At 37.6% G+C, this 23624-nt stretch carries 23 protein-coding genes; 15 read left to right on the forward strand and 8 right to left on the reverse strand.

The genetic code is table 11. The features are described 5' to 3' along the window. Positions 1–22: 22 nt before the first annotated feature. The 4 genes from CSEC_RS01185 to CSEC_RS01200 all read left to right on the forward strand — a co-directional run bounded on the left by CSEC_RS01185 (position 23) and on the right by CSEC_RS01200 (position 4381). Positions 23–1138, forward strand: coding sequence for a DNA-directed RNA polymerase subunit alpha (locus CSEC_RS01185; RefSeq protein WP_041016569.1), 1116 nt, complete (start codon positions 23–25; stop codon positions 1136–1138). Between the two features lie 38 nt (positions 1139–1176). Beyond that, positions 1177–1605 carry a 50S ribosomal protein L17 gene (gene rplQ / locus CSEC_RS01190; protein WP_041016570.1) on the forward strand — a complete coding sequence of 143 codons (429 nt, stop codon included), beginning with the start codon at positions 1177–1179 and terminating at the stop codon, positions 1603–1605. A 383-nt stretch (positions 1606–1988) separates the two neighbouring features. Beyond that, positions 1989–3011 (forward strand): type I glyceraldehyde-3-phosphate dehydrogenase, encoded by a 1023-nt coding sequence (gene gap / locus CSEC_RS01195; protein WP_041016571.1) that lies wholly within the window; start codon positions 1989–1991, stop codon positions 3009–3011. Between the two features lie 278 nt (positions 3012–3289). Beyond that, positions 3290–4381: a hypothetical protein gene (locus tag CSEC_RS01200; protein ID WP_053331667.1), complete on the forward strand. Its 1092-nt coding sequence runs from the start codon at positions 3290–3292 to the stop codon at positions 4379–4381. Positions 4382–4424: 43 nt separating this feature from the next. Here the strand turns inward: CSEC_RS01200 and CSEC_RS01205 are convergent, their stop codons facing one another. After that, positions 4425–5345, reverse strand: a complete 921-nt coding sequence (locus tag CSEC_RS01205) for a DMT family transporter (protein ID WP_041016572.1) — start codon at positions 5343–5345, stop codon at positions 4425–4427. A gap of 84 nt (positions 5346–5429) precedes the next feature. On the opposite strand from CSEC_RS01205, the gene CSEC_RS01210 reads away from it, so the two are divergent. Next, positions 5430–6194 (forward strand): hypothetical protein, encoded by a 765-nt coding sequence (locus CSEC_RS01210; RefSeq protein WP_041016573.1) that lies wholly within the window; start codon positions 5430–5432, stop codon positions 6192–6194. On the opposite strand, the gene CSEC_RS01215 is transcribed toward CSEC_RS01210, so the two are convergent. Next, positions 6187–7602, reverse strand: a complete 1416-nt coding sequence (locus tag CSEC_RS01215) for a hypothetical protein (RefSeq protein WP_041016574.1) — start codon at positions 7600–7602, stop codon at positions 6187–6189. The genes CSEC_RS01210 and CSEC_RS01215 overlap by 8 nt on opposite strands. A gap of 254 nt (positions 7603–7856) precedes the next feature. Between CSEC_RS01215 and CSEC_RS01220 the strand changes: the two genes are divergently transcribed. From CSEC_RS01220 to CSEC_RS01240, 5 genes are all read left to right on the forward strand, one after another. Further along, on the forward strand, positions 7857–9359 hold the full coding sequence (locus tag CSEC_RS01220) for a nicotinate phosphoribosyltransferase (protein ID WP_041016575.1): 1503 nt from the start codon (positions 7857–7859) through the stop codon (positions 9357–9359). A gap of 3 nt (positions 9360–9362) precedes the next feature. Then, on the forward strand, positions 9363–10001 hold the full coding sequence (gene pncA, locus CSEC_RS01225; RefSeq protein ID WP_041016576.1) for a bifunctional nicotinamidase/pyrazinamidase: 639 nt from the start codon (positions 9363–9365) through the stop codon (positions 9999–10001). Then, positions 9998–10312: a DUF167 domain-containing protein gene (locus tag CSEC_RS01230; RefSeq protein WP_053331668.1), complete on the forward strand. Its 315-nt coding sequence runs from the start codon at positions 9998–10000 to the stop codon at positions 10310–10312. The genes pncA and CSEC_RS01230 overlap by 4 nt, the downstream gene beginning before the upstream one ends. A 41-nt stretch (positions 10313–10353) precedes the next feature. After that, positions 10354–11796 (forward strand): S10 family peptidase, encoded by a 1443-nt coding sequence (locus CSEC_RS01235; RefSeq protein ID WP_041016577.1) that lies wholly within the window; start codon positions 10354–10356, stop codon positions 11794–11796. Positions 11797–11891: 95 nt separating this feature from the next. Then, positions 11892–12266 carry a hypothetical protein gene (locus CSEC_RS01240; protein ID WP_041016578.1) on the forward strand — a complete coding sequence of 125 codons (375 nt, stop codon included), beginning with the start codon at positions 11892–11894 and terminating at the stop codon, positions 12264–12266. Positions 12267–12309: 43 nt separating this feature from the next. Here CSEC_RS01240 and CSEC_RS01245 read toward each other — a convergent pair whose 3' ends face one another. The 3 genes from CSEC_RS01245 to CSEC_RS01255 all read right to left on the reverse strand — a co-directional run bounded on the left by CSEC_RS01245 (position 12310) and on the right by CSEC_RS01255 (position 14516). Next, entirely contained in the window at positions 12310–12603 is a 294-nt protein-coding gene (locus CSEC_RS01245; RefSeq protein ID WP_041016579.1) for a hypothetical protein, read from the reverse strand. Between the two features lie 125 nt (positions 12604–12728). Further along, positions 12729–12998 (reverse strand): hypothetical protein, encoded by a 270-nt coding sequence (locus CSEC_RS01250; protein ID WP_041016580.1) that lies wholly within the window; start codon positions 12996–12998, stop codon positions 12729–12731. Positions 12999–13028: 30 nt separating this feature from the next. After that, positions 13029–14516 (reverse strand): PP2C family serine/threonine-protein phosphatase, encoded by a 1488-nt coding sequence (locus tag CSEC_RS01255; RefSeq protein WP_041016581.1) that lies wholly within the window; start codon positions 14514–14516, stop codon positions 13029–13031. Between the two features lie 75 nt (positions 14517–14591). Here CSEC_RS01255 and CSEC_RS01260 point away from each other — a divergent pair, with 75 nt between their 5' ends. Then, complete coding sequence (locus tag CSEC_RS01260; RefSeq protein WP_041016582.1) at positions 14592–15524, forward strand: S66 family peptidase; 933 nt, start codon at positions 14592–14594, stop codon at positions 15522–15524. A gap of 5 nt (positions 15525–15529) precedes the next feature. Here the strand turns inward: CSEC_RS01260 and CSEC_RS01265 are convergent, their stop codons facing one another. Next, entirely contained in the window at positions 15530–16687 is a 1158-nt protein-coding gene (locus CSEC_RS01265; protein ID WP_041016583.1) for a glycosyltransferase family protein, read from the reverse strand. A 132-nt stretch (positions 16688–16819) separates the two neighbouring features. Beyond that, complete coding sequence (aspS, locus tag CSEC_RS01270) at positions 16820–18631, reverse strand: aspartate--tRNA(Asn) ligase (protein WP_041016584.1); 1812 nt, start codon at positions 18629–18631, stop codon at positions 16820–16822. 224 nt (positions 18632–18855) lie between these two features. Between aspS and CSEC_RS01275 the strand changes: the two genes are divergently transcribed. The 4 genes from CSEC_RS01275 to CSEC_RS01290 all read left to right on the forward strand — a co-directional run bounded on the left by CSEC_RS01275 (position 18856) and on the right by CSEC_RS01290 (position 22947). After that, positions 18856–19161: a hypothetical protein gene (locus tag CSEC_RS01275; RefSeq protein ID WP_041016585.1), complete on the forward strand. Its 306-nt coding sequence runs from the start codon at positions 18856–18858 to the stop codon at positions 19159–19161. A 32-nt stretch (positions 19162–19193) separates the two neighbouring features. Next, positions 19194–19841, forward strand: coding sequence for a DUF2490 domain-containing protein (locus tag CSEC_RS01280; protein ID WP_041016586.1), 648 nt, complete (start codon positions 19194–19196; stop codon positions 19839–19841). Positions 19842–20724: 883 nt separating this feature from the next. Further along, the gene (locus CSEC_RS01285; RefSeq protein WP_041016587.1) at positions 20725–21132 is read left to right on the forward strand and encodes a Rid family detoxifying hydrolase; all 408 of its coding nucleotides are present in this window, start codon (positions 20725–20727) and stop codon (positions 21130–21132) included. 18 nt (positions 21133–21150) lie between these two features. Next, a complete protein-coding gene (locus CSEC_RS01290; RefSeq protein WP_041016588.1) occupies positions 21151–22947 on the forward strand; it encodes an ABC transporter ATP-binding protein in 1797 nt (598 codons plus the stop codon). Here CSEC_RS01290 and CSEC_RS01295 read toward each other — a convergent pair. After that, positions 22944–23621, reverse strand: coding sequence for an Hpt domain-containing protein (locus tag CSEC_RS01295; protein WP_041016589.1), 678 nt, complete (start codon positions 23619–23621; stop codon positions 22944–22946). The genes CSEC_RS01290 and CSEC_RS01295 overlap by 4 nt on opposite strands. Positions 23622–23624 lie beyond the last annotated feature (3 nt).

Consider the following 23624-nt stretch of genomic DNA (forward strand, 5'->3'; position numbering starts at 1 on the left):
ATAAGCATTTAGGAGTTGCAGCATGTCAGTAAAGTATGGCAAATTTGAATTGCCAAACAAAATTATCCTTGAAGAGGAAAATGCGTCGAAGACATTCGGCCGTTTTATTGCGGAGCCGTTTGAAAGAGGTTTTGGCCATACTATCGGTAACGCTATGCGACGCATGATGCTTTCTTCTCTCGAAGCACCCGCAATTGTTTCAGTTCGGATTGAAGGCGTTCCTCACGAATTCATGGCCGTCGAAGGTGTCATTGAGGATATGACAAATATTATTTTAAATTTGAAAGGAGCTTTAATTCGTAAGCTTCCTTCAGATGAAGATCCACATTCAAAAGAACAGCGCATTTTAACAACGGTTGTTGAAGTGACGCAAGAGATGCTGGATGCTAACAAAGGTTTGGTTTCAATCAAATTAAAAGATGTCATTAAAGATGGCAATTTTGAAATTGTAAACCCTGAATTACACTTGTTTTCCGTAACAAAGCCGATGAAGCGGCAAGTTGACCTCCGAATTGGATTTGGAAGAGGGTATGTACCTTCTGAAAGACATCAAGTTTTTGACAAGACAGCAGACGATATTTTACTTGATGCTTGTTACTCGCCGGTTAGGCTTGTGAACTACTTTGTTGAGAACACACGTGTTGGCCAAGATACAGATTTCGATAAGTTAATTATGGAAGTCATTACAGATGGCCGAGTTACCCCAAGCGAGGCGGTTTCATTTGCCGCTCAGATCGGACAATTGCATTTCGACGTCTTTAATAAGCTAAAGACAAAAGCCATCAGCTTTGATGATGATGGTAAGTCTCGCGAAAGTGAAGATGACGATATCTTAGAAAAATTATGTTTGAGAATCGACGAAATTGAACTTTCTGTTCGATCCACAAATTGCTTGCAAGGGGCAAATATAGAAACTATTGCAGAGCTTGTCATCATCCCAGAGAGAAAAATGCTCGAATTCAGAAATTTTGGAAAAAAATCTCTTAATGAGATTAAAGCCAAATTGCATGAGATGGGACTTGGGCTTGGCATGGACTTAGATCGCTTTGGCATCACGCGTGACAACGTCAAAGATAAAGTAAAAGAATTAATGGAACGTTACAAAAAGAAAAAAGTTGTGCCTGCTGAAGTCGCGTAAGCGTAAGGGCTCAAGTAGAATTAGTATAGGTAATATCAATGAGACATTTAAATGATGGTAAGAAGTTAGGAAGAACTTCATCGCATCGTCGCTGTCTGATGGCTAATATGGTGAAGTCGTTAATTGACAATGAGCGTTTGACAACGACTCTTCCCAAGGCTAAGCAACTTAGACGCTATGCAGAGAAAATGGTGACTCTTGCCAAAAAAAATACATTATCGACTAAGAGAAGAGCGATCGCAGAAATGATGATCCAATTCAATAAGTTGACTCCTAAAGAGATGCGCGCGGTTAAAAGCGGCGATACCTCTTCTTATAACGCGGATCGTAAAGTAATCGATAAGCTTTTTAGCATTTTGGGTCCACGTTTTAAAGAAAGACAAGGCGGTTATACTCGAATCGTAAAATTAGATTGCAGAAAAGGCGATAAAGCTAAGCTCTGCGTAATTGAGTATCTTCCTGAATAGTTTTTTTTCAAATTGCGGTTTTGATGGATTAAATTGAAACCGCAGTTTTTTTCTTTAAAGCTCAGGTTCTTATAACCGGAGTTTTTCTTTTTTTGTAAAAGTCTCTCCCGCTTCCATCACCTTTTGCTTTACATCAGAAAACTAAAAATCTATTATGGGAATTGCTCACAGCATTCCTTATGCAGGTAAGCTGTACGAGGTGAGTAACTTGGCTTCTCTCCCTCTTTAAATTATTTTATTTTTTTAAGAGACTGGTTCCTGGATAAATAATTTTAACCAAAGCAAAAAGCCAACCGGAATCGTTTAAATTTTTGTACAAAGATTCAGGAAATAGAATCTAATTGGGCTTTAAGCGATTTTAAAATGAATGGGAAATGAGATTCATGCCAATACGAGTTGCGATTAATGGATTTGGGCGAATCGGCAGATTAGTTTTACGAGCCGCTTTAGAAAAAGAAGAACTTGTTGTTGTAGCCATCAATGATATTGTTGAAGCCGATCTTTTAGCTTATCTTTTCAAATATGATTCAGTGCATGGCAGATTTAAAGGCGATGTGCATAGTGATAAGCAATCGATCCTAGTGGATGGAAAAAAAATTGACGTCTTCGCTGAAAAAGATCCCGAAAAACTGCCTTGGGCCTCTCTTAATATTGATTATGTTGTAGAGTCTACAGGCTTATTCCTTACTCCAGAATCCGCATCCAAGCATTTACTTGCGGGTGCGAAACGAGTTATTATTACGGCTCCGGCAAAAGGGGATATCCCTACTTTTGTTCTCGGGGTCAATCAAGATAAATACCAACCGGAGCAAGATCGCATTGTTTCTAATGCTTCTTGCACAACCAATTGTTTAGCACCTCTAACTAAAGTTCTCCTAGATAATTTTGGAATTGAAGAAGGGCTGATGACGACCATTCACGCCGTTACTGCAAGCCAGCCTACCGTTGATGGCCCTTCAAAAAAAGATTGGCGAGGAGGAAGAAGTGCAAGTCAAAATATTATTCCGGCATCAACCGGCGCTGCAAAGGCTGTAGCTCTTTGCCTTCCGGAAGTGAAAGGAAAATTGACAGGAATGGCTTTTCGAATTCCCGTGGCAGATGTTTCTGCTGTGGATTTAACTGTTCGTCTCGAAAGAGAAACAAATTATGAAGAGATCTGTAGGGCAATGAAAAAAGCCTCGGAGGGTTCTATGAAAGGAATTCTCGGTTATACAGATGAAGACGTCGTCTCCTCTGATTTCATAGGAGACACCCATTCCTCAATTTTCGACAGCAAAGCAGGCATCGCTTTGAATTCTAAATTTTTCAAATTGATTGCTTGGTACGACAACGAAATGGGCTATTCGTGTCGTGTTGTTGATCTAATGTGCTACATGGCTTCTAAAGAACCCTCTTTGGTCCATTAGAAGTTTCTAAATAAAGCGCTTTTATAGAGAAGCACTTATATTGTAGATATGATATAATTAGAGATCATTTTTGTAAAAAATGAAACTATTTAAAATTATTTTTAATAAGCCTAATTGAACTTTTTTCTGTTAACCATTTTTCGTTTACGAAGTTCTTTTAAGGTGGATTAAATTTAGAAAAGTTAAAAAGTCTTTTCTTATCGATTCGATAAGAAAATTACGATAAGAGAAGACAGCAAATTAAATACATTGAACCCTAAACAATGGATTAGCGACCTGTGGATTTTACACGCCAACCTATTATAGAAACTGTGATTACGGCCAAAGAAGGATTCAAACTTGTTGTGAGAAGCAGCAAAGGATCCGGCCAAGAAGAGTATTTTGTCGATGCTGTTGAGGTGGTTTCTTTCGGAAATTCTTTCTTTTTTCGTTCAACGGAAAAGCCAAAAGCCTTTTTAGTCCCGGCAACTGATTATGAAATACTAGAAGTCCGTGAAGCCAGAATGGTTTTGAAAAATGTCGGATTTGACAAAACGATTAAAATTGGCGGCGGAAAAGAAGGTTCTCTAAAGCTCCCCAAAGAGAGTGAGAAAGAGAAGCCTTACGAGCAAGCCCAAGAAGAAGGGGAAGAAGCCTCTCAAAATTCGAGATCTTCAGTTGAGAAGAAAAGAGATCGTCGTAAAAGTCTTAGAAGAAGAAGGGGCCGTGAAGAAACCGGAAATTCGAGTAAGGATGAAGAATCAAGCTCCCAAGAGACTCAAGAGACAATCGATTTGATCAGTTCTGAAATGGGCATACTGGAAGAGCCTAAAATTGAGCTCGGTGATAAAATTGAACTTCCTGAGCCTAAAAAAGTCGGTAAGAAAGGCCGTCAAGCGGCTATGGAAATTTCCGGGAACCTTTTAAAATCTCTTTTACCTCCTCCCCCTAACCTAATTTCTGACACTATCGATAAGTATCGGCAAAGCGAACTTTTTAAAGATGTGTTTTTCAAAGAAGAGAAGCAAGAAAAGGAAAAATCCTTTGACGAAGAGGAAAGGGGTGAAGAGCAAGGGAAAGGAGCTGTAGAAGATCTGACCGGAGAAGCCTCCTCTGAAGAAAATAAAGAGCCTCTTTTATCTCAGCCCGAGTACGGAAGTTTTGAGGTGAGTCAAGAAGAGGAAGAAAAAATTTATCAACAAAGAAAAAAGACTCATTTTACAAATGATTTCGAAGAGCCTTTTGAGATCTTTGGTGATAAACCTTACAATTCGGCTCTATTTGAGACGGAGCAAAGTTTTCTTGATTTTGACGTTTCAAAAGAGTGGCTTGAGGAATTACCTCAAAAAGTAAAAGAAGAGAGCCCTCAAGAAGAGAGCAATAAAGAATAAATTTTCAGGCTTTGAGCGAAAAGCAGTCGTTCAAAGCCTTTTTTTAGGCCCTGCTTGTCTCATCCAAATAAATCGTTTTCGTTTCCTCTTTATAAAAAAGCATCAAACCGACACTCATTCCCAAAAAAGCAAGTATAAAGGAAGAGGTAACGGGTTCATCTAAGAAAAGATACCCGAAGACTGCTGCAAAAAGAGGGTTGATTAAGCCTGCAAAAGCCATGAAAGTGACGCTAAATCGGCGAAGGGATCGAACATAGAGGGTGTAACAAATGATATTATGAATCAAAACTATATAGATTAGAGGAAAAATGAAACCTCTAAAAGAAAGCAGTTTCGAGAATTCTATGGTCTCAATTAAAAGGGAGACAGGAAGACTTATTAGCCCTCCTATAATAAAAGAAGAACCATTAATAAAGTTTGGGCTGAATTCTTTTGCATTCATCAATTTTCGGACGGAGTACCAGCCAATCACAGAAGTTAAAGCTGAAATAGCAAGAGCTGCTTCTGCCCATTTTTCCATTTCCGCTAATTGGAGCTTGGTCTCAAAAATCCAGGGTGACACCATTAGAGGGATAAAAGATAAGATTCCGACAGTAAGACCCTCCCATTTTTTTCGAGTCATCTTTTCAAGTGAAAATACATAGGCGATAAGAGCTGAAGCAAAAGGCGAAAGAGTGTAAATCAAACAGGTTTTGGAGGAGGACATATACTGCAGCCCCCAAAACTCAAAGGCATTCGTTATAAAAACATTAAAAAGAGAAATTTGAAAAATAAGAGGGATAAATTTAGTTGATTTGACAATTTGTTTTTTTAAATCAGATTTATTTTCAAAAAGAAAAAGGAGACATCCTGCGAGAAGCATTCGAACAGCTGTTAAAAAAAAAGGGGGGCAAGAGACTAAAGCCAGTTTCCCGATACTAAAAATACTCCCAAATAGGGCATACATTAAAAAAACTTGCCACATTTTATTAGGCCCACTAGTTGATTTCTAGTTTATATAAATTTATAAAATTTATAAAATAATAAATTAATTAATTAGAAAGATAATATGAATCTTCATTTTTCAAATTGCCGTCTAGTTATAATATTAGGGACGCATCCCAAATTTCCATTGCCTCTACTCGGCTGCGATCCAAAAAAAGATTTAATTCTTGCTGAAGATTCAGAAGAGCTCTCTAAAGAAGAAATTGTAACAGAGTTGAGTAAATTTAATCATAGAAAAGCTAAGTATCTCGAACGATTTGAAAATGTTGCTGGCTGGGATCATAAAAAAAGAAGACGCTGGCTTAACAAGTTTATTCAAAAATTCGGAAAGTTAGAAGATGCGCTTGAAGTCATAAAAAGCCCAACCTCTTTAGGGTGTGAGAAGTATAATGCTTTTTCTTATCTTGTAGGTTGCTATAACTCGGTAAAAAGACCAAAAGAAAAAATTAAAGCTGACCGATTTCAATCACTTATTATCAATAACCTGGCCACGGAAGAGTTAAAAGAATGTATCAAACTTGTGAAAACCCTTGGAAAGCAAGTTCTCATACAAGCTAGAAACGAATTTTTGAAAAAGACTTTTCCTAAAAGACAGTCCAATTTAATAAAAGTCCTCTCTCGTTCTTTAGCGACGCATTTGAAGGGAAGAGTCGTCGTTTTAGTTGGATGGTATCATGGGTCATCTAGCGGAAATCCCTTTATTAATGAAGCGCAAAAACTTCAGGATGCTTTAAAAGGGGTTTCTTTTGATTTAATCAGAGATAACCTTCTAGAAACTTTGGCGATAGGGAAATTAATAACAAAAGCTGCAGGTTCTGGGGTCAACTGAATTCATCTTCATCGATAGTCTCGAGATTCGAAGAAGAACCCGTATCTGTTGGTTCAGATAATGAAACCTGCTTTCTCTTCTCAAGGGTTGTAAGAACAAATTTTCTAAAATTTAAAATATCTTCGTAGCTTGGGCCTTCATTTGCGATTTCACCCATTCCCTTATTTTCAACTAAGCGATCATAATAAAATTTGCAAGAAAAGACGCCGCAATTATGGGCGTCTACCTGATGCTGAAAAGGTGATTGAAAAATCGAGCCGGTGCCATTAAGGAACTTAAGGTTGAGATAATCAAGGACATCTTGAAGAGTGTGAGATTGGTCAAGAAGAAGGTTTCGGTTAGCTACAACACCTTTCGGATCATAGTATTCTATGGAGCCATCTTTTATTAATATGGAAGCTATATGTTCTCTCTCAAGAATGCCATAGTGTTTAAAGACAATGGGGAATATGACAGGCTCCCCTTTATAATTTTTTGCGGCTTCATCAATGGCATTTTGAATTTGTTCCCAAGATGCAATATTAATGCCAGAGAAGTCATAGCGAAAAAAATCTTTAATTAAAATGTGAGGGGTGCCTGACATCTTTTCAAGTACGCTAAGAAAATAATCATTAATGTTGCCGGTGAACATAGTTCCTGGATCTGCTATGTTGGATAACATCCTGTCATAAACAAGATCTCCTGTCGGTGTAAAGGCAAATCGATTGCCGGTTATGCCTTTCGCCATATCATAGGCAGTATTCATTCCGCCCACTACTTTTCCAAGAAGAGAGGGGCCCTCGCCCGGAGTGAAGAAATAATTTCCTTTGCCATAGTTTTCATAGGCGGCTTCAGGCAAAAGAGAATCTTCATTTTCATCCAAGAAAACAAAATCCTTAAATTCGGCTTCAGCTTCACTTTGAAAGACATTTGAAGCTTCATGGGAAGCTTTTTGGGCAGATAATAAAACTTCTTTTCTTTTGGCTACTTCTTTTTCAAAGAAACTCACCAAATTTGAAAGCTCTGAAAGGCCTTCATGCTGGCTTGTCTGGTAACGCTTTTGATAAACCGTTTGCATATTCTTTAAGCCTTGGAGAATTTTATTCGCTTCCTGATACTTGCTTTGGAGGGTTTTCAAAGGCTTTGCTCTCTCTTCGAGAGGTTTATCAAATAGATTTTCGGTGGCTTGATCAAATTGTTTTATGAAGTATTCGCAGGTGGCTTCTATGACCTTTACAGTATCGGGAAGAGTGGTCCCTTGCGCATAGCCAAAAGCCCACGAAAGGCCCTTGTCAGTCCTTTGAAGTTCACCATATCTCGCCTTAAGCTGCGCTTTATCGTCATTTGGAAAGTCGGCGATTTTCGATAGGTTGCTTTGATAGTGAAGAGGCTCAAGAGAAGGCGAGCGTGAGGATGGATCCATTTGCATAACATTCTCCATTTTATTTATTATTATATATTTTTTTGTTAAGTAGTTAAATTGTTTTTGGGTTTGTAGTACTAATTTTATTAATTCTTTATTAAGATGTAATAAACCATTTTAGGGGTGTGGATTGAAGAAGGTGATTAAGTTTTTGAATTTAAATTGTTTTAAAAAAAATGATTTTGATTAATTGTTTTAGTTGTTATTTTCGTAGGCTTATTGAGATTTACGAATAGAAAACTTAACAATTGATGTCACACATGTCTCATTCATTCCTCTCTAATAAGACTTCCTTAGCCCTTCTCACTGATTTTTATCAGTTGACCATGTCTTATGGCTATTGGAAAGCCGGTTTTGATCGGAAAGAAGCTGTGTTTCATTTATTTTTTAGAACCCTTCCTTTTGATGGAGGATATGCTATTGCAGCAGGTCTTCAAAGTGTTATCGAGTATTTAGAGAACTTTCGTTTTGATGAAAGCGATCTCGCCTACTTGGCAAGCCTTAAATCCTATTCCGGAAAACAGCTTTTTTCAGACGAATTTTTCGACTACCTTGCAAAAATGAAATTTTCTTGCACGGTAGATGCCGTTTTAGAAGGCACTCCTGTGTTTCCCTATGAACCTCTTCTAAGAATCAGAGGGCCCCTTATTCAATGCCAGATTCTTGAAAGCCCTCTTCTTAACTTAATTAATTTTCCTTCATTAATTGCTACAAAAGCCTCAAGGATTTGTTTAGCTGCGAAAGGGGATCCTGTTCTCGAATTCGGTTTGAGACGTGCCCAGGGTATTGATGGCGCTTTGACAGCGAGCCGGGCAAGTTACATCGGAGGTTGTGATTCGACCTCTAATATTTTAGCGGGTAAACTTTATGGAATTCCTGTAAAAGGGACCCATTCGCATAGCTGGGTCATGGTTTTTGATGACGAATTGGAGGCTTTTAAAACGTTTGGTAAGTATTTACCTGAAAATACAGTTTTTTTAGTGGATACTTATAATACCCTAAATGGGGTTGAGAAGGCGATAGAGGCAGCTAAAGAATTAAGAAAACAAGGCTATCGCTTTCTTGGCATTCGTCTCGATTCAGGAGATTTAGCAGAACTTAGCATTAAATCACGAGCCCTTATGGATGAAGCAGGCTTTCAAGACGCTGCCATCGTAGCCTCAAATGAACTTGATGAAACCATCATAAGTGAGTTGAAAAGACAAGGGGCAAAAATAGCCGTCTGGGGTGTTGGAACAAACCTTGTGACAGCAAAAGATCAGCCTGCCTTTGACGGGGTCTATAAAATTTCAGCCGTACGCGATCCTAAAGGGCCTTGGAAATATAAGCTAAAACTTTCCGAACAAATGAAAAAAGTTTCTAACCCAGGCATTTTGCAAGTAAAACGATTCTCTGCAAATGGTATTTATGTCGGGGATGCTATTTATGATATCCAATCCAAAATGGATCAAGATGTTTCAATTGTTGATCCTTTTGATGCCACCCTTGAGCATCATTTCAGTAAAGAGCTTGAATCTGAAGACTTGCTTCAACCTATTTTTAAAAAAGGACAGCTTGTCTATCAATTGCCGTCTCTCTTAGAGATAAAAGAGCGAACCGCTTTTTTATTAAAGAAGCTTCCAAATGGTGTAAAACGTTTCTTAAACCCTCATAAATATGTGGTGGGCTTGGAAAAATCTCTCTACAATATAAAGATTAAGCTAATTAAAGATATTCGAGCTAATATGGCTCAAGATTACACAGTACCTGAAAATGAGACTTAAGATGTGAAAGCCTTATTGATTGTCGATATTCAAAACGATTTTCTGCCCGGCGGATCTCTTGGTGTTCAAGAAGGGGATCAAGTAATTCCTGTGATTAACCGGTTGATTAAACTTCCCTTTACCTTTATCGCTGCAAGTAAGGATTGGCATCCTAAAGATCATGGAAGTTTTGCTTCCAATCATAATAAAACACCGGGAGATAAAGTTATTTTAGAGGGTTTGTCTCAAATTCTTTGGCCTGATCATTGCATTCAAGAATCCCATGGCGCTGAATTTCCTTTAGAGCTTAATAAAAAACCCATTCAATGCATCATTTATAAAGGCACCGAAAAAAATCTAGATAGCTATAGCGCTTTTTTTGATAATGGTCACAAAAAGGCTACCAAACTTCATGAGGAGTTAAAGAAAAAAGGGATTGTAGAGCTTTTTATTGCAGGGCTTGCAACAGATTACTGTGTCAAGTATTCAGCTTTAGATGCCATCAATCTAGACTATAAAGTGTATATCATTAAAGAGGCTTGCCGAGCTGTAAACTTAAACCCCCAAGATGAGCTTATCGCTTTAAATGAAATCAAACAAAAAGGGGGAAAAGTTATCAATGAGGAAGAAGTTAATTATCTTTTAAGGAAAGACAACCCTTGAATGAATTTTTGAAAATTCCCTTTAAAGAGACAAATGAAGGCATTTTTTTATTTTTAAAAGTAATTGCCAAAGCAAAAAGCAAAAAAATAGAGATTGAAAATCATTATTTTAAGATTAAAGTTCGTGAGCCGAGAGAAAAAGGGAAGGCAAATGAGGCTCTAATCTCTTTTTTATCCGATTTTTTTGAGCATCCCAAGTCTTTCTTCCTTTTGCAGTCAGGTGAAAAGCAGCCCAAAAAAAGAATGCTAATAAAAGGCCTGTCAAAAGAAAAATTCCTAAAAATAATTAAAGAAAAACTTTTCTTGGGATAAGCTTTAGAAAACAGATTAAAGAGGAGCCTAAAGCAACCCCTGTGATCAAAGCCATCATTTTTCGCTTTTATCTTCTTTTACTTCCTTTTTCTCTTCTTGCTAAAACCCTAGAAGAAAACCCGGTTGTTTCAAAACACAGCATAACAATAAACAATACCCCGATTGAATATCAAACCGCAGCCGGCAGCTACATTACTCAAAGTAAAAGCGGCCATAAAGCCAAAGTTTATTTTGTTTCTTATTTTAAAACGGGGGAGGATGCTAAAGAAAGGCCCATAACTTTTTGTTTTAATGGAGGCCCGGGCGCTTCTTCGACGTTTCTTCAATTAGGGGGGATCGGGCCTAAGAAAGCGGCTCTCGACATAAATGACGCCTCAAAACGTTTTAAAATACAAGATAATGATTTATCCATATTGGATCTAACCGACCTTGTCTTTATCGATCCTGTTTCAACAGGCTATAGCCACGCCCTTGATAAAAAAAAGGAGAAGCTTTTTCACGGTGTTGAAAGAGATATCGATATTTTGAGTGAATTCATTCGGCTTTTTTTAATAAAAAATGATCGTTTTGCGTCGCCCAAATATTTACTTGGAGCAAGTTATGGAGCTTATAGGGTTATTGGACTTCTTTTGAATCTTGAAAAGCGGAAAATCTTATGTCAAGGAGTGATTTTAATTTCACCGGCCCTTGATTTAAATCTTATTAACTTAGGAGATGAGGAGGATTTAACTTATATTTTTAGCCTACCAACCTACGCCGCTATAGCTTCCTATCATGGAAAAATCCAAGAAAACGACTTATCACATCTTTTAGAAAAGGCGGAATATTTCTCTAAAACAACCTATCTTACCACTCTTTTTCAGGGAAATAACGTCCAAAAAAAAGATAAACTTGAAACTTTAAAAAAATTGAATGAATTCACTTCCCTAGACATAAGCCTTATTAAAAAGTCGAACCTCAGAATCGCGCCAAGTGTTTTTACAAAGCAGTTATTAGCTTCTCAAAATAAACTTGTAGGACGCTTCGATGGTCGAATTACAGGAAGCAGCTATTTAAATCTAAAGCCCTGGTCTGAATACGACCCAAGTTTTTCTTCAATCGTCACAACTTTAAACAGCGCCTATCATGTTTTTGCAAAAAACACCCTTCGTTTTGAAATCGAAGAAGAGTATCGAATATTGGCTAATGTTTTTCCCTGGAAGGGCTTTTCTCAAGGGGAAATCGCCCCTTCGTTTAGGGATGATATTGCGAGATTAATGAGTATTTATCCTTTCTTCAAAATGTTTGTTGCAAGCGGCATTTATGATTTAGCGACCCCTTACTTTGGGACAAGTTACTATCTCTCTCATTTAAATGTACCGCTAAGGCCTGTATACCCCATAGAGCATCACATCTATCCTGCAGGGCACATGCTTTATATGGATAAAGCGGTTTTGCCTGACCTAAAAAGAGATCTTACAAACTATTTTCAATTAGTTAGATAATAAATAATATACATGGATTTTATTAAACTTTTGATGTTATAAGTATACCTAATTAGAAAAAAATCGAAAAATTAGTATTAAGGAGAGTAATAAAAATGCATTTTGGGGAAATAATTGAAAGAGCTCTAACCGATAGTAATTGGGATTCCTCTCGATATGAAAACGATGAGAAAGAAAAGTGGCTCCAGCGATTGTCTATTGCAAAAATTGTCTCTGTGGTTAGCCTTATTTTTTTAACTGTTGCGACAGTTATGGCCTTTACTTCAGGAATTTTTCTTGGGACTCTTGCGTTACTTGCAACTGTTGCTGCAAGAGATATTTATATCATGATTGATAATTCTGAAAAAATAATTGAAAACCGAGTCAGAAACTTTTTACATTCGACCCTGCTAACAACCAAACAACAAGCATCTGCTATTACCGCTGATACTTGGATTATCAAGCCTATTTGCATGCTAGCAATCAGATAAGTTGCTTGAAAGGGCTTAAGGCAAACCACCTTAAGCTCTTAAGTCAATTTTTAGTTTCAAATCCTTCCTTTTTCAAGTAAATCACTAAGCTTTCTCTAAGGTCATCTATTTGCTTCAACACATTCTCTTGGGAATTTTGGGGGATCGAAATTTTGACTTCTTGATAAAATTTTTCAGCCTTTTCTTCTGTGTGGAAAGCTTTCGAGAGGTGGACTTCAATTCTTATGTTGCTCTTTTTGAAAGGGTAGGAGTAAGAACCTGAAAAGCAAGGGAATCCCTCTTTTTTGATCAGATCGACATGAGCTCCTAATCGGTTTAATAGCCTTCCTTCAATCATCTGTTTAGCCTCCAAACCGTTTTTTAAGAAATTTCTTAGATTTTATAATAAACTTTTTTTGAAATTTAATTGCAAAAATTGCAATTTTGGGCCTCTTTTTGGCTTAGCATAGACTTTTGTAGGCTTTAAAATTTATCAATAATTTTTCCAGTCAAAGCGACTTTTGAAAGGAGGTTAATGGTTTCTATGTCTTTTAAAATTTTTTCTTTTGATTTACGAGGAATGGAAATTGTGTTTTTTTGATAAAATTTTTCATGAGAAGCTTCTTTGATCCGATAAGTGTAGGAACGAGAAAGGTTTGGAAATCCCGCTTTAACTACCAAATCGGTCCGGGGAAAAAGCCTAGCCAATAAACGATCATCAACGTTATTTATTGCAAGTCCCTTTTCAAACATAAGCTTCGCACTCTTTTAGTTTATTGGCCTTTAAACAAGTCCTGGGCTTGTGACTAAAACTGTAATATCATCTTGGCTTTCAAGTTTTAGGGCACTATTTACCAGTGAATCGCTTAAGGTTTCAACTTCTTTTGTTTCAAGCTCTTTATAAACCTTTAAAACATCAGGTGTTGAAAGAACATCCCACACCCCGTCGCTTGCTATAATTAAAAAGATCTTTTTGCCGGCAGCATTATCTACTTTATATCGAGAAATAGTGGGCCTAGCTGTAAGACCTTTGATACCTAAATCTCCAAAACATCGAGCCATGCCGATGCTCCCCATGACTCGATTTTTCTTGATTACCCCGCCCCTTTTTGTGACAGATCGGGTAAACCTTGGATCCTCTAACTTAGCATCTTTTGAAAGCTGGATAATTTCATCATCAACAATCAGAACAGCTCTTGAGTCGCCTGCATTGGCTGTATAAAGAACATCTCTTTGCCAAAGAGTTACAGTTGCAGTTGACCCGCCATTTAAATACATATTCTCTTCAGCCGCTTCCTTCCAAGCTTGATTGGCTTTAATAAAAGCTTTTTTTAGAGCATTAGAGGTCGCTAAAGGATCGGATAGTGAAATGTTTTGTAATTCTTTTTCGACATAAGTGTGTAGATGTTCTTTTAATTTTTCTGAACAATCCGAGCCCCCATGGCCGTCGTAAACCGCAAAATAGTTTATAGGCCCGTCTTTATGATTTATTATAGTGGCTTGTGTTCGATCTTCATTATTTTTGTGATCAGTGCTTAAGGCGGTGACTCTTGAGACCCATTTATCATTTATAAGTTGAGGGTTTAATTGAGAAGTGTCTTTATTTCGATTCTTTGTAATTTTTTTTGATTTCCGAAGAGGTTTGAGTATAGAGCTTAGTTCAATGACATGAGAGACCTTTTTACACGTCTTCTCCCTATTAAATGAAACTCTAAAATCACGCCAGTTAGTGAGCGCTTGCTGATAGAGTTCATACAAGTCGAGACCTTCTTCTCCTACAACAAGTCGAGGGTAATCTTCATTTTCTAGATAGCTGTCAATAAATTGGGCTAATAAACCGTTAAATTCATCCGCGTTTTCCGGCTTAATTTCAAAATCTTTTATTTTTTTATGAAGTTCCTGTAATTCGTTTTCTTTTTTTTCCTCTTTGGAAAGAGTACTCTCGCCCTCTCCCGTCTTTTTTGGATTTTGATTTTGAATGACAAATACAGTCCTGGCTCTTAGTATCCATTTAACGACAAGCAAGAAGACAGTTAAGGGCAAAAGCATAGTTGCAATCAAGACTACTTTTGCGCAAGTTAGGATAAAGGGCGGTGGATTCAATTTATTTAAAGCCACTTCAATATGGCTATCATGGAGATGTACGATTTCTGCGATAATGCCGCCCAATTCAAAATAGACCTCAGAAAACTTTTCTACGGGACTTGCCAAGTCATGGTTTCCAAAGTGAAGAGGGGTCCAAAAAGGGAGGGTTGATACGGTATTTGACATATAGGTCTCCTTGAATATAGCTCCTTCTTAAAAAAAAACGTATATAAAGACAAGTTTGAAGATGGAATTGACAGCGTGTTAGCGAAAAAATTAAGTGCAGGCGATACTATCCGGATTATAGCTCCTTCTTTTTCCGGAAATCTTGTGTCAAAAAATAGCCTAAGGCTTGCCGAAAAAAGGCTTAATAGTTTGGGCTTAAAGGTAACTTTCGGTAAAAATGCCTTCGAAGAAGGCCCTTTTGGCTCAGCTCCTTTAAAGAATCGTCTCCATGATTTTCATGAGGCGTTTAGAGATCCTGAAATTAAAGCCATTTTATCTTTTTGCGGAGGTTATAGCGCAAATCAATTGATTCTTGGGATTGATTATAATTTAGTCATTAAATCCCCAAAAATTTTTTGCGGAGGCTCTGATAGCACAGTGCTTCAAAATGTCCTTTATAAAAAAACAGGGCTTATCACTTATTATGGGCCGGATTTTGAAGATTTTGGACTCGTCGATACAAATGATTCGTACCTTCTTAACTCATTTGAAGCTGCCCTTATGCAGGAGGGCGCTTATTCTTGTCTTCCCTCCAAACATCTAAAAGAAGAAGTTTGGCCGTTGCAGGAGGGAAGGGCTGAAGGGATTATTTTAGGCGGGAACTTATCAAGTCTCCTCGCTCTTGTAGGAACCCCTTTCATGCCAAGTTTTAGAAATGCCATCCTTTTTATCGATGAGAGAAAAGAAGTTTCCAAAGCTCTTTTTGAAAGGCATTTTGAAACGTTGACCCAGCAATTAGAATTTAAGTTTGTTGAAGCGATTCTTATAGGACGTTTTTCTAAAGAATCCGAAATAACCCATGATTTATTAAAAAATCTGATCGAATCAAAAAGCGAGCTTAAAAGCATTCCGGTTGCGGCTAATTTAGATTTTGGCGGATGCCTTCCTATTTTTACTTTTCCAATAGGGGGGGCTTGTCAAGTCGTCATTAACAAGACAAAAGCTCATATCAGCTTGTACCCGCATTAAGTTGCTCATATGCGGGTGACATTAAGAAGATAGGGGGCTCTTGCGACAATTGTTTCAGCAAGTTGATTAAAGCTATAGTGAGAAACCGTTTTTTTCTGCCCTCTTTCAGCTATTTCCAATCTTTTTTTCTCGTTGCCTAAAAGCTCTTTAACAGAGTCTCCAAGTTCATTCAGGTTTTGCCAAGTGTATAGAAGCAGTTCATCTTTATTAAAGGCATTGTCAAAAAATTGATTTTTTTCTGTGGCTGCAAGAGCTCCTTGAATCATAGCTGTCAAGGGCCTTTCATGAGACGCCTTTGGAAAAACGGGACAGGTGCCAAGAACTATTTGGCAATCAGATAAAGTTCCAACCATAGCCTCATAAGACAAGGCGTTATGCTTTATATGGAGGCTCGTTTCCAATTTTTCAAAGCCATCTCCAAAAAGATGGATGGAAAGATCCATCTTTTCAAAATGATTCAATAGTTTTTTTCGGAAGTAATTTCTAAAATAGCTTTCCAGTTCAACGTAGATTAGTTTTAGTTTAAGCAAGTGTTGGGAATCGAGATAAATTTGGTTGTCTTTAAAGGCCTCAACTAAAAGCTTAAAGGGGTCATAGACTTGGGTTTCCAACCCTTTTGCCACCTGCTCTTTTAATAATTGCCGATGGGAAGGCAAGTAACCTTTCCATTTTTCCTCAATCTCTTCAGGGGGCGTATAGGAGCCGAAAAGAACTAGGGGAAGGGATCTTTTTTTATGAACCCCTGGAATGCTATCTAAAGAGGAACCCGCATGAGGGATTTCTAGAGAGAGACGGTTTAAATAAAGGGCATTAAAAGCCTCGATGTGTTCTTTTCCTGTAAAAGAAGGGATAAGATAAGGGGATTGGATATTCAATCGATTGACATGATGAAACGGATGGTCGCAAAAAAATTGCCAAAAAGGGGTCATCAGCCTTGTAAAAAAGGAGTCTTTTTCAAGTTCACCTCCAATGCCGTTGAAAGAAAAAAATAAATCAGCCGGTTTGGAAAGAGCGATCGCCAAATCGGCTTGATAAGAGGATTGATCTATTAAATTCACTTTTACGACATCTACATTTAGCTTCTTAAAAGCTTTATATAGCTCATCTGTCCAAAAAGAAAGGAGGTTATACCTTGATTTCCCTTGAAAAAGTACAATACGCATATTCCATCAACCTATCAGACGAAAGGGGCCTGTTCAATTTAAATGTTATGATATTTTTTTAAATTTTCAACAGGTTTAATGGAAAATCCGCTATTAGACTTGATTCCATTCAAAGCAAGTTTCGAAAAAAGTCTATTCTTTCGATATTTTTGCCATTTTTGGTTGAACTGTTTTTAATAGATCTTTGGAATTCATGATAATGGATTCTGTTAGAAGACCGCAATTAAACGCAGCTTTCGAATTAGACTCTATGCTTTCATCATAAATCGTCTCTAAGTTAAGAAGCGTGCCGAAGGGGGGAATCCCTCCGATTTCTAAGCCAAAGCGCTCTTTAATTACTTCCGGTGACTCAAATTCACATTTTTCACCAAGTTCTACGCTCACAGCTTTCATATCTAATTTTAGATGGGAAGGCAGATTAACCTGATAATTTTTCTTAGTGCTTTTGCCTTTTAGAATAATGGATTTGATCCCTTCTTCAAGACGAGTGCCGCGAACTCTCGCTGAGTCTTCCGAGGTGGGTGTGCTCTCATGGGTCAAATGTTTAAATTCAATATCCCCGTTTCTTAAGAGACGGATAATTTCATTGCGTAAGGTTTCCTGGCCATAAAAGATCTTTGCTTTAAGGCGCTGACCTGCAATTCTTTTTGGATCCGAGGGAAAAAGCGAGGCTTCACGGATGTTATTTAAACGAAGCAAAGTCATGGTTAACCTTTCAAGCCCCATGCCAAATCCACCGTGAGGCGGCATTCCATATTTAAAAATACTTAAGTAATCTTCAAAATTGGATGGATCCATATTTTTAAGCTTGAGTCCTTCAAGCATGGATTCATAGGTGTTCCGTCTTTCGCCGCCCGAGGTAATTTCAGTTCCGGCGCAAAGTAAATCGAAGGTATTGGAAAGCTCAGGGTCTTCTTTGTTTGGGCTTGCGTAAAAAGGTCTTTTGGCAAGCTTCCAGTCAATTACAAAAATAAGATCAGTCCCAAAATTTTCCAGAGCATATTTACAAAGTTCTTTTTCAGCTGCCGGGCTTAAATCGGGCTCCTCCCTTTCATCGACCCCTGTTCTTTCAAAATAGATTTGCTGCGCTTCTTTAAACGTGATCCTTGGAAAAGGGATATTCATCGGGGCTTTTACAATATTTCCCCCGAGAAGCTCAATTTCAGTTTTACAAACCTTATGAAGATAGGCCACAATATACTTAATGCAAGCCTCTTGAATATCCAAAATATCGTGCCAGTGGTTAAAAAACCCCATTTCAAACTCGAACTGCTTTCCTTCAGCAAGATGACGGGATGTGTTAGAATTTTCGGCTCTAAAGAAAGGCATTATTGCAAACACCCGTTCATTGACACCAACCATTATCTGCTTATAAAGCTGGCTGCTTTGGGCTAAAGTGGCTGTATAGCCAAAATAATCCACATTAAAAAATTCTGCGCCGCCTTCTGATGAGGCTCCAATAATGTTCGGCGCAAAATACTCCGTTGCCATAACGGTATCATGCATAAAGATTCGGTAAGCGTGGGCAAGTTCTGCTTGTATCTTAAAAACAGCTTGGATTTTCCTGTTACGGAGCGAGATTGTGCGATTATCTAAAATAAAATCTAGGTCGGAGGGAATTTCAGGCTTGTAATATTCGATCGGGGGTATTTCCTTGATCGGGGTGAGGACCTCTATTCTAGGGTTGACTATTTCAACACCCAAATCTGCTTTTGGAGCGGCAATCACATCTCCTTCAACCTGAAGAATAGACCCCGGCTGAAGGCTTGAAATAAGTTCAAAAATCGATTTATCTTCAATGACAATTTGAGAAAGACCGCTTCTATCCCTTAAAATAAGAAAATTGATCTTTCCAAAAGGTCTTATAGTATGAAGCCAGCCTTTAAGTAGACAGCGTTTATTGGTATGTTCAAGTAAATCTTTGGCTAAAACACGCTCTTTCATGAAATTCTCGTTTTCTAAGAACTTAGTATTGTTACTTTGATATTGATTGTAAGAGTGATAAGTATGCCATTTCAAGGATATTATTTCCATAGAGCCCGTATCATTTTTAAGGTTAATGATCTTTGTTATTCCTTAAGACTCTTAAGGCTCAAGCTTTCCCTTTTTTTCTTAATTTGTTATGGATTGGAGTAATAACTTTTTAACATAAGGGCATAAGGGGTGTTATGAAACTGTCAATTATCTTATCAACTTACCTATCTTTGCTTGCTCTCCCTCTCGTATCTGTTCTCCCTCCTTTTTACCAGACAAGAGATGAAATCAGACAAATTTTATCCGATGATCGGTTAAGCGAGTCTATTCCTGATGGAGAACCGATTCTAAAAATTAAAAGAAACGATAAGGGATATAAAATCACAACGAACAAACACTCTTTGCAAGTCAACGTCAACTATAAACCTCTATCAAGGCCAGGACCTGCCCAGTTTGATTTTGAATTTGAACAAGTAAAATCCAAACCTTATAAGGATTAGAAAAGTCACCTTAGGAATCGCTTTTTGCAAAGATGTTAAAATTTTTAGTTTATTCTCTAATAATTCTCTCGCTTTTCAAACTTAAGGGAGAAGCTGCAGAGTACTGGCAAAGAGTCACAGCCCCATTTCTTAAGAAAGGGAATTGGACTTTTGACATTCAAGGGGAAATCCGCTTTAGAGACCTTATAGATAAAGGGTATCATTATCAAGTCAGGGAAAGAAATCAGTATAAGTTTTCCAAATGGCTAACTGCAGGTGTCAATGGGGTTTTTATTACTTCAAGAGGGATCGGTGAACCTAATTATCATGATGAGTATCGATTAGATTTGGATGTCATTCCCTTTATAGAAATTAATAAAAATGTATCGCTTCAGCTTCGCAATCGGTTAGAGATTAGAAAAAAAGAACATGTCTCGTACATTGAAGAGAGGTTTAGGGCAAGGCAAACCTTTATTTTTCCAATCAGCGAAAAAGGAATTTTGCAAGATTATAGGCCCTCAAATGAGGTCTTTTACGATTTTAGTGAAAAGCGCTTTAGTGAAAATAGATTTATCCCTTTGGAAGTTACTCTAAAGTTTTCAAAAACTTTCCTCGTAAGACCTTTTGTTATGGTTAAAACGAACTACAGGAATTTACACTACAAAAGCATACTTGTACTCGGCGGAGATATTGTCTTTTAAACCCAGCCTGTCTCCTAAATCCTAGCGCAAGTTGAATTAGACAATTGAGATGGCGCTAACCTAATGCCGAAGCCAAGCGTTCCTCCCTTGGCAAGGCGTTAGATGCGTCAGATCGGTTGTCTAATTCAGCTTGTGCTAGAGCTAAAACCCCTTTTTAATTGAAAATGAGATAATAAAAATCAATAGTTTCAATTAAGAAACCTTCTTTAGTAACTGCATGTATTTTTCTTGGAAACATGCTTACTATTTTGACTAAAAGTCTGGTTTCTATTCTTTTTCTTAAAACAGCTTGCAAATATCCAACACAACCAGGTGTTGTCTTGTTGCGTTTGTCTTTGGATCTGCAATTAATTTAATTTTTTCAAATTCTTGCAACGGACGCAGGCGTAATGATAAATACAATCTCATGTAGGCGTTCGGTTTTAACGAGTTTCACTTAACCTATTTGGAATAATTTCCATCGTGCTTTAAAATTAATCTTGTTCTAGCAAGATTTCCATTGAAAAATAGAGAGCAGAGACAATAGCCGCGGTTAATATTTCTCTCACGGGTCATGCGACATTGCTTATCATCTCTTAATCCAACAGCAGAAAGAAAATCGCCCCTAATCCGTTAGGCCAAGCGCACTAGAATTTCAAATAGCTGTTTTTGGCATCTGTTTTTTTTAAATTTTTCACACATAGGTTATCCTATGCTTTCAATTTATCAAAAAATTTGCACAAAACCAGCCCATTCTTCCAATCAAAGCGAGTTTCGAAAGAAGTCTAATGAAGCATCAAGCGAGATTATGGGGCATTCAGGGGTTTAACTGATTGATGCTTTTATGGATTTGATTTTAATTTTTTGAATTAATAGACTTAAAATCTGCTACAAGAGAACAACTATGACCCATACCCCAATAAAAACAGAATTAGCCCCTCAAGCTCTTGGCCCTTACTCGCAAGGGATAGAGGCTTTTAATGGCTCTAAGAAAATGGTTTTTGTTTCAGGGCAAATTCCAGTTGATCCGAAAACCGGTAAATTGGTTCAAGGAAATATCCAAGAGGCGACAAGAATGTGTCTAAAAAATATTCAAGCCATTCTTCATGAAGCGCATCTTGAACTTGGAGATGTGGTCCGAGTTGAAATTTTTATGACAGACCTTTCAAAGTTTCTCTTGTTAAATGAAGAATACCTTAATCATTTTAAAGGGCCGGTGTTCCCGGCAAGGCAAACCGTTGAAGTTGCAAAACTGCCAAAAGATGCTGAAATTGAGATTTCTTGTATTGCTATAGGTCCAAAAGATTTTTAATTTTGATTCCGGTGAACCTTGACTGATAAATTCAAAAAAATAACCCTTTTACAATTCATCTGGCAGCACATTAGAAAACAAGGCGCGTTGTTTGCTTTTATAGCCCTTGTTTCTCTCGGCTGGTCAATTGATCATGCTTTTTTTCCATACATTTTAGAGCAAGTCATTGATGTCCTGACAAGTTATGATGCCGATAGAACCTATGCTTGGCAGGCTTTGAAAACACCTGTATTAATGGGAGCGCTTCTATGGCTTATTGTTGAATTATCCTACCGGTGTCAGGGTTTTGCGTTAACAAAGGCGATTCCAAAATTTGAAGCTAGCGTTCGTATGGAGATGTTTGATCATATTCAAAGACATTCTCCAAAATACTTTTCCACTCATTTAGCCGGAAGCCTAGCTAATAAAATCACTGATATGGTGACAAACACCTCGGTTTTATTAACACAAATTTTTACTCTCTTTCTTCCTGTTTTTGCAGCCCTTATATTAGCTGCCCTTCTTCTTTTAAAAGTAAGTCCCTATTATTCCTTCATTCTTGTTTCATGGGTGTCCATCCATATGGGCACTTGCATTTTATTCTCCATGAGACTGACAGAGCTTGAAGATGCTCACGGCGAAGCAAGAAGCCACCTAATGGGACGAATCGTAGATAGTTTCACAAACAATGTATCGGTTAATTTGTTTTATCGATTCTCCGAAGAAAATAAAACCTTGTTAAAAGACCAGAAAATAGAGGAAGAAACCAATAAGAATGTAAAAAATCGAATAGAAACCATGCGTATTTTTCTTGGGATTTTTACTTTTTTAGGGGCAGGCGTCCTAATTAATTGGATGATGATAAAAGATTGGTTATATGGTCATTTAACTACAGGGGAAGTGGTTTTTATTTTTAATATCACTTGGAATATCATGCAGATGGCTTGGTATGCCGGCTTGACGATCCCCTCTTTTTTCCAATCAATTGGCATTGCGAACCAAGCTTTAAAAGTCATGAATGACCCTTCCGATTTAAATGAAAAAAAGGATGCGCCCGACATCAAAATAAGCGCCGGAGAGATCATTTTCGATAAGGTTTTTTTTCAGTATAACCAAAATTCCCTTTTTCAAAATAAGCAAGTTCATATTAAGAGTGGTGAAAAAGTGGGGCTTGTCGGCTATTCAGGAGCCGGGAAATCAACTTTTGTCAATTTGATCTTAAGGTTTTATCCTCTAAACTCAGGCCGGATTTTAATTGACGGTCAAGATATTGCCAAAACAAGCTTGAAATCATTAAGACAACAGATTGCATTGATTCCCCAAGATCCGGTTCTTTTCCATAGATCCATATATGAAAATATAGAGTATAGCAAAATAGGAGCTAAGGAAGAGGAGGTCTATAACGCAGCTGCATTAAGTTTTAGTAATGAATTTATTGAGGCTATGCCGCATGGCTATAATACCATTGTAGGCGAAAGGGGAACAAGATTATCAGGGGGTGAGCGTCAAAGAATCGCCATAGCAAGAGCCATTCTTGCCGATGCTCCTATTTTAATATTAGATGAAGCGACTTCAGCGTTAGATTCTGTGACTGAGTTATCCATTCAAAAAAGTTTAAGAAGTTTAATGAAAAATAGGACGACACTTGTCATTGCGCACAGGTTATCCACGCTTCTTCTTATGGATAGAATTTTGGTGTTTAATAAAGGAAAAATCGTTGAAGAAGGCTCTCATGATACTTTATTAAAAAAGAATGGACTTTACGCAAAGCTATGGAAAATGCAAGCCGGGGGATTTTTTCCCGATCATCCAAAATCTAGCCCCTTATCGTACTAGTTCTGATATTGGTAAGCTCCTTTAAGCTCATGGAATTTGTTTCTTAAAAATTTTAATATTTTCTCTCTCTCCTTTTCGTTTTGCTCGCCGCTTTGAAGAAATATAACCCATTTCCTTTCCATCTGAGATAGAATCTTTCCGGCTTTCATGTAACCAAAAGATCCAGAGCACCCGGCCCCTTTATGGAATTCACTCTGAAGTTCTTTAGCGACGGTTTGATCAAAATCATTTTCTAATTTTTTAAGGCCCTCTTCAATGATAAGTAATTTTTCCGGAATGCTTTTCTTATACCTTTCGAAAAGGTTCTCGGATATATGTGCTTGGTTGCTTAAAAGAGGGTCTTTTATTAAAGCTTCTAGGTACTTTTGAAGAACTTTGGGTTTTAGAGGCCTTTCAAACGAGACCGATCTTCTAAAATCTTCCTGGACTTGAAAAAGCTCTTTAACTGAAGTTTTTTCACTAAAAAGAACGATTAAAGGAAGGTCTATTTTTTTTAGAGCTTCTTCATAGTTTTTTATAAATAGAGGATCCGCTGCAAGCGCAATAAAGGAGGCCTTTTCTTTTTCAAGACTCTCAAGATCACTCGGTTTCTCAATTAAGAAGCCGGTAATTTCAAGGGGCGGCTCTTCTGAAAACCAAGCCACTTTCTTTTCATTTTTAAATGGAGGAATCATTAG

This window comes from Criblamydia sequanensis CRIB-18 (genome assembly GCF_000750955.1).
In the GTDB taxonomy this organism is placed as follows: domain Bacteria; phylum Chlamydiota; class Chlamydiia; order Chlamydiales; family Criblamydiaceae; genus Criblamydia; species Criblamydia sequanensis.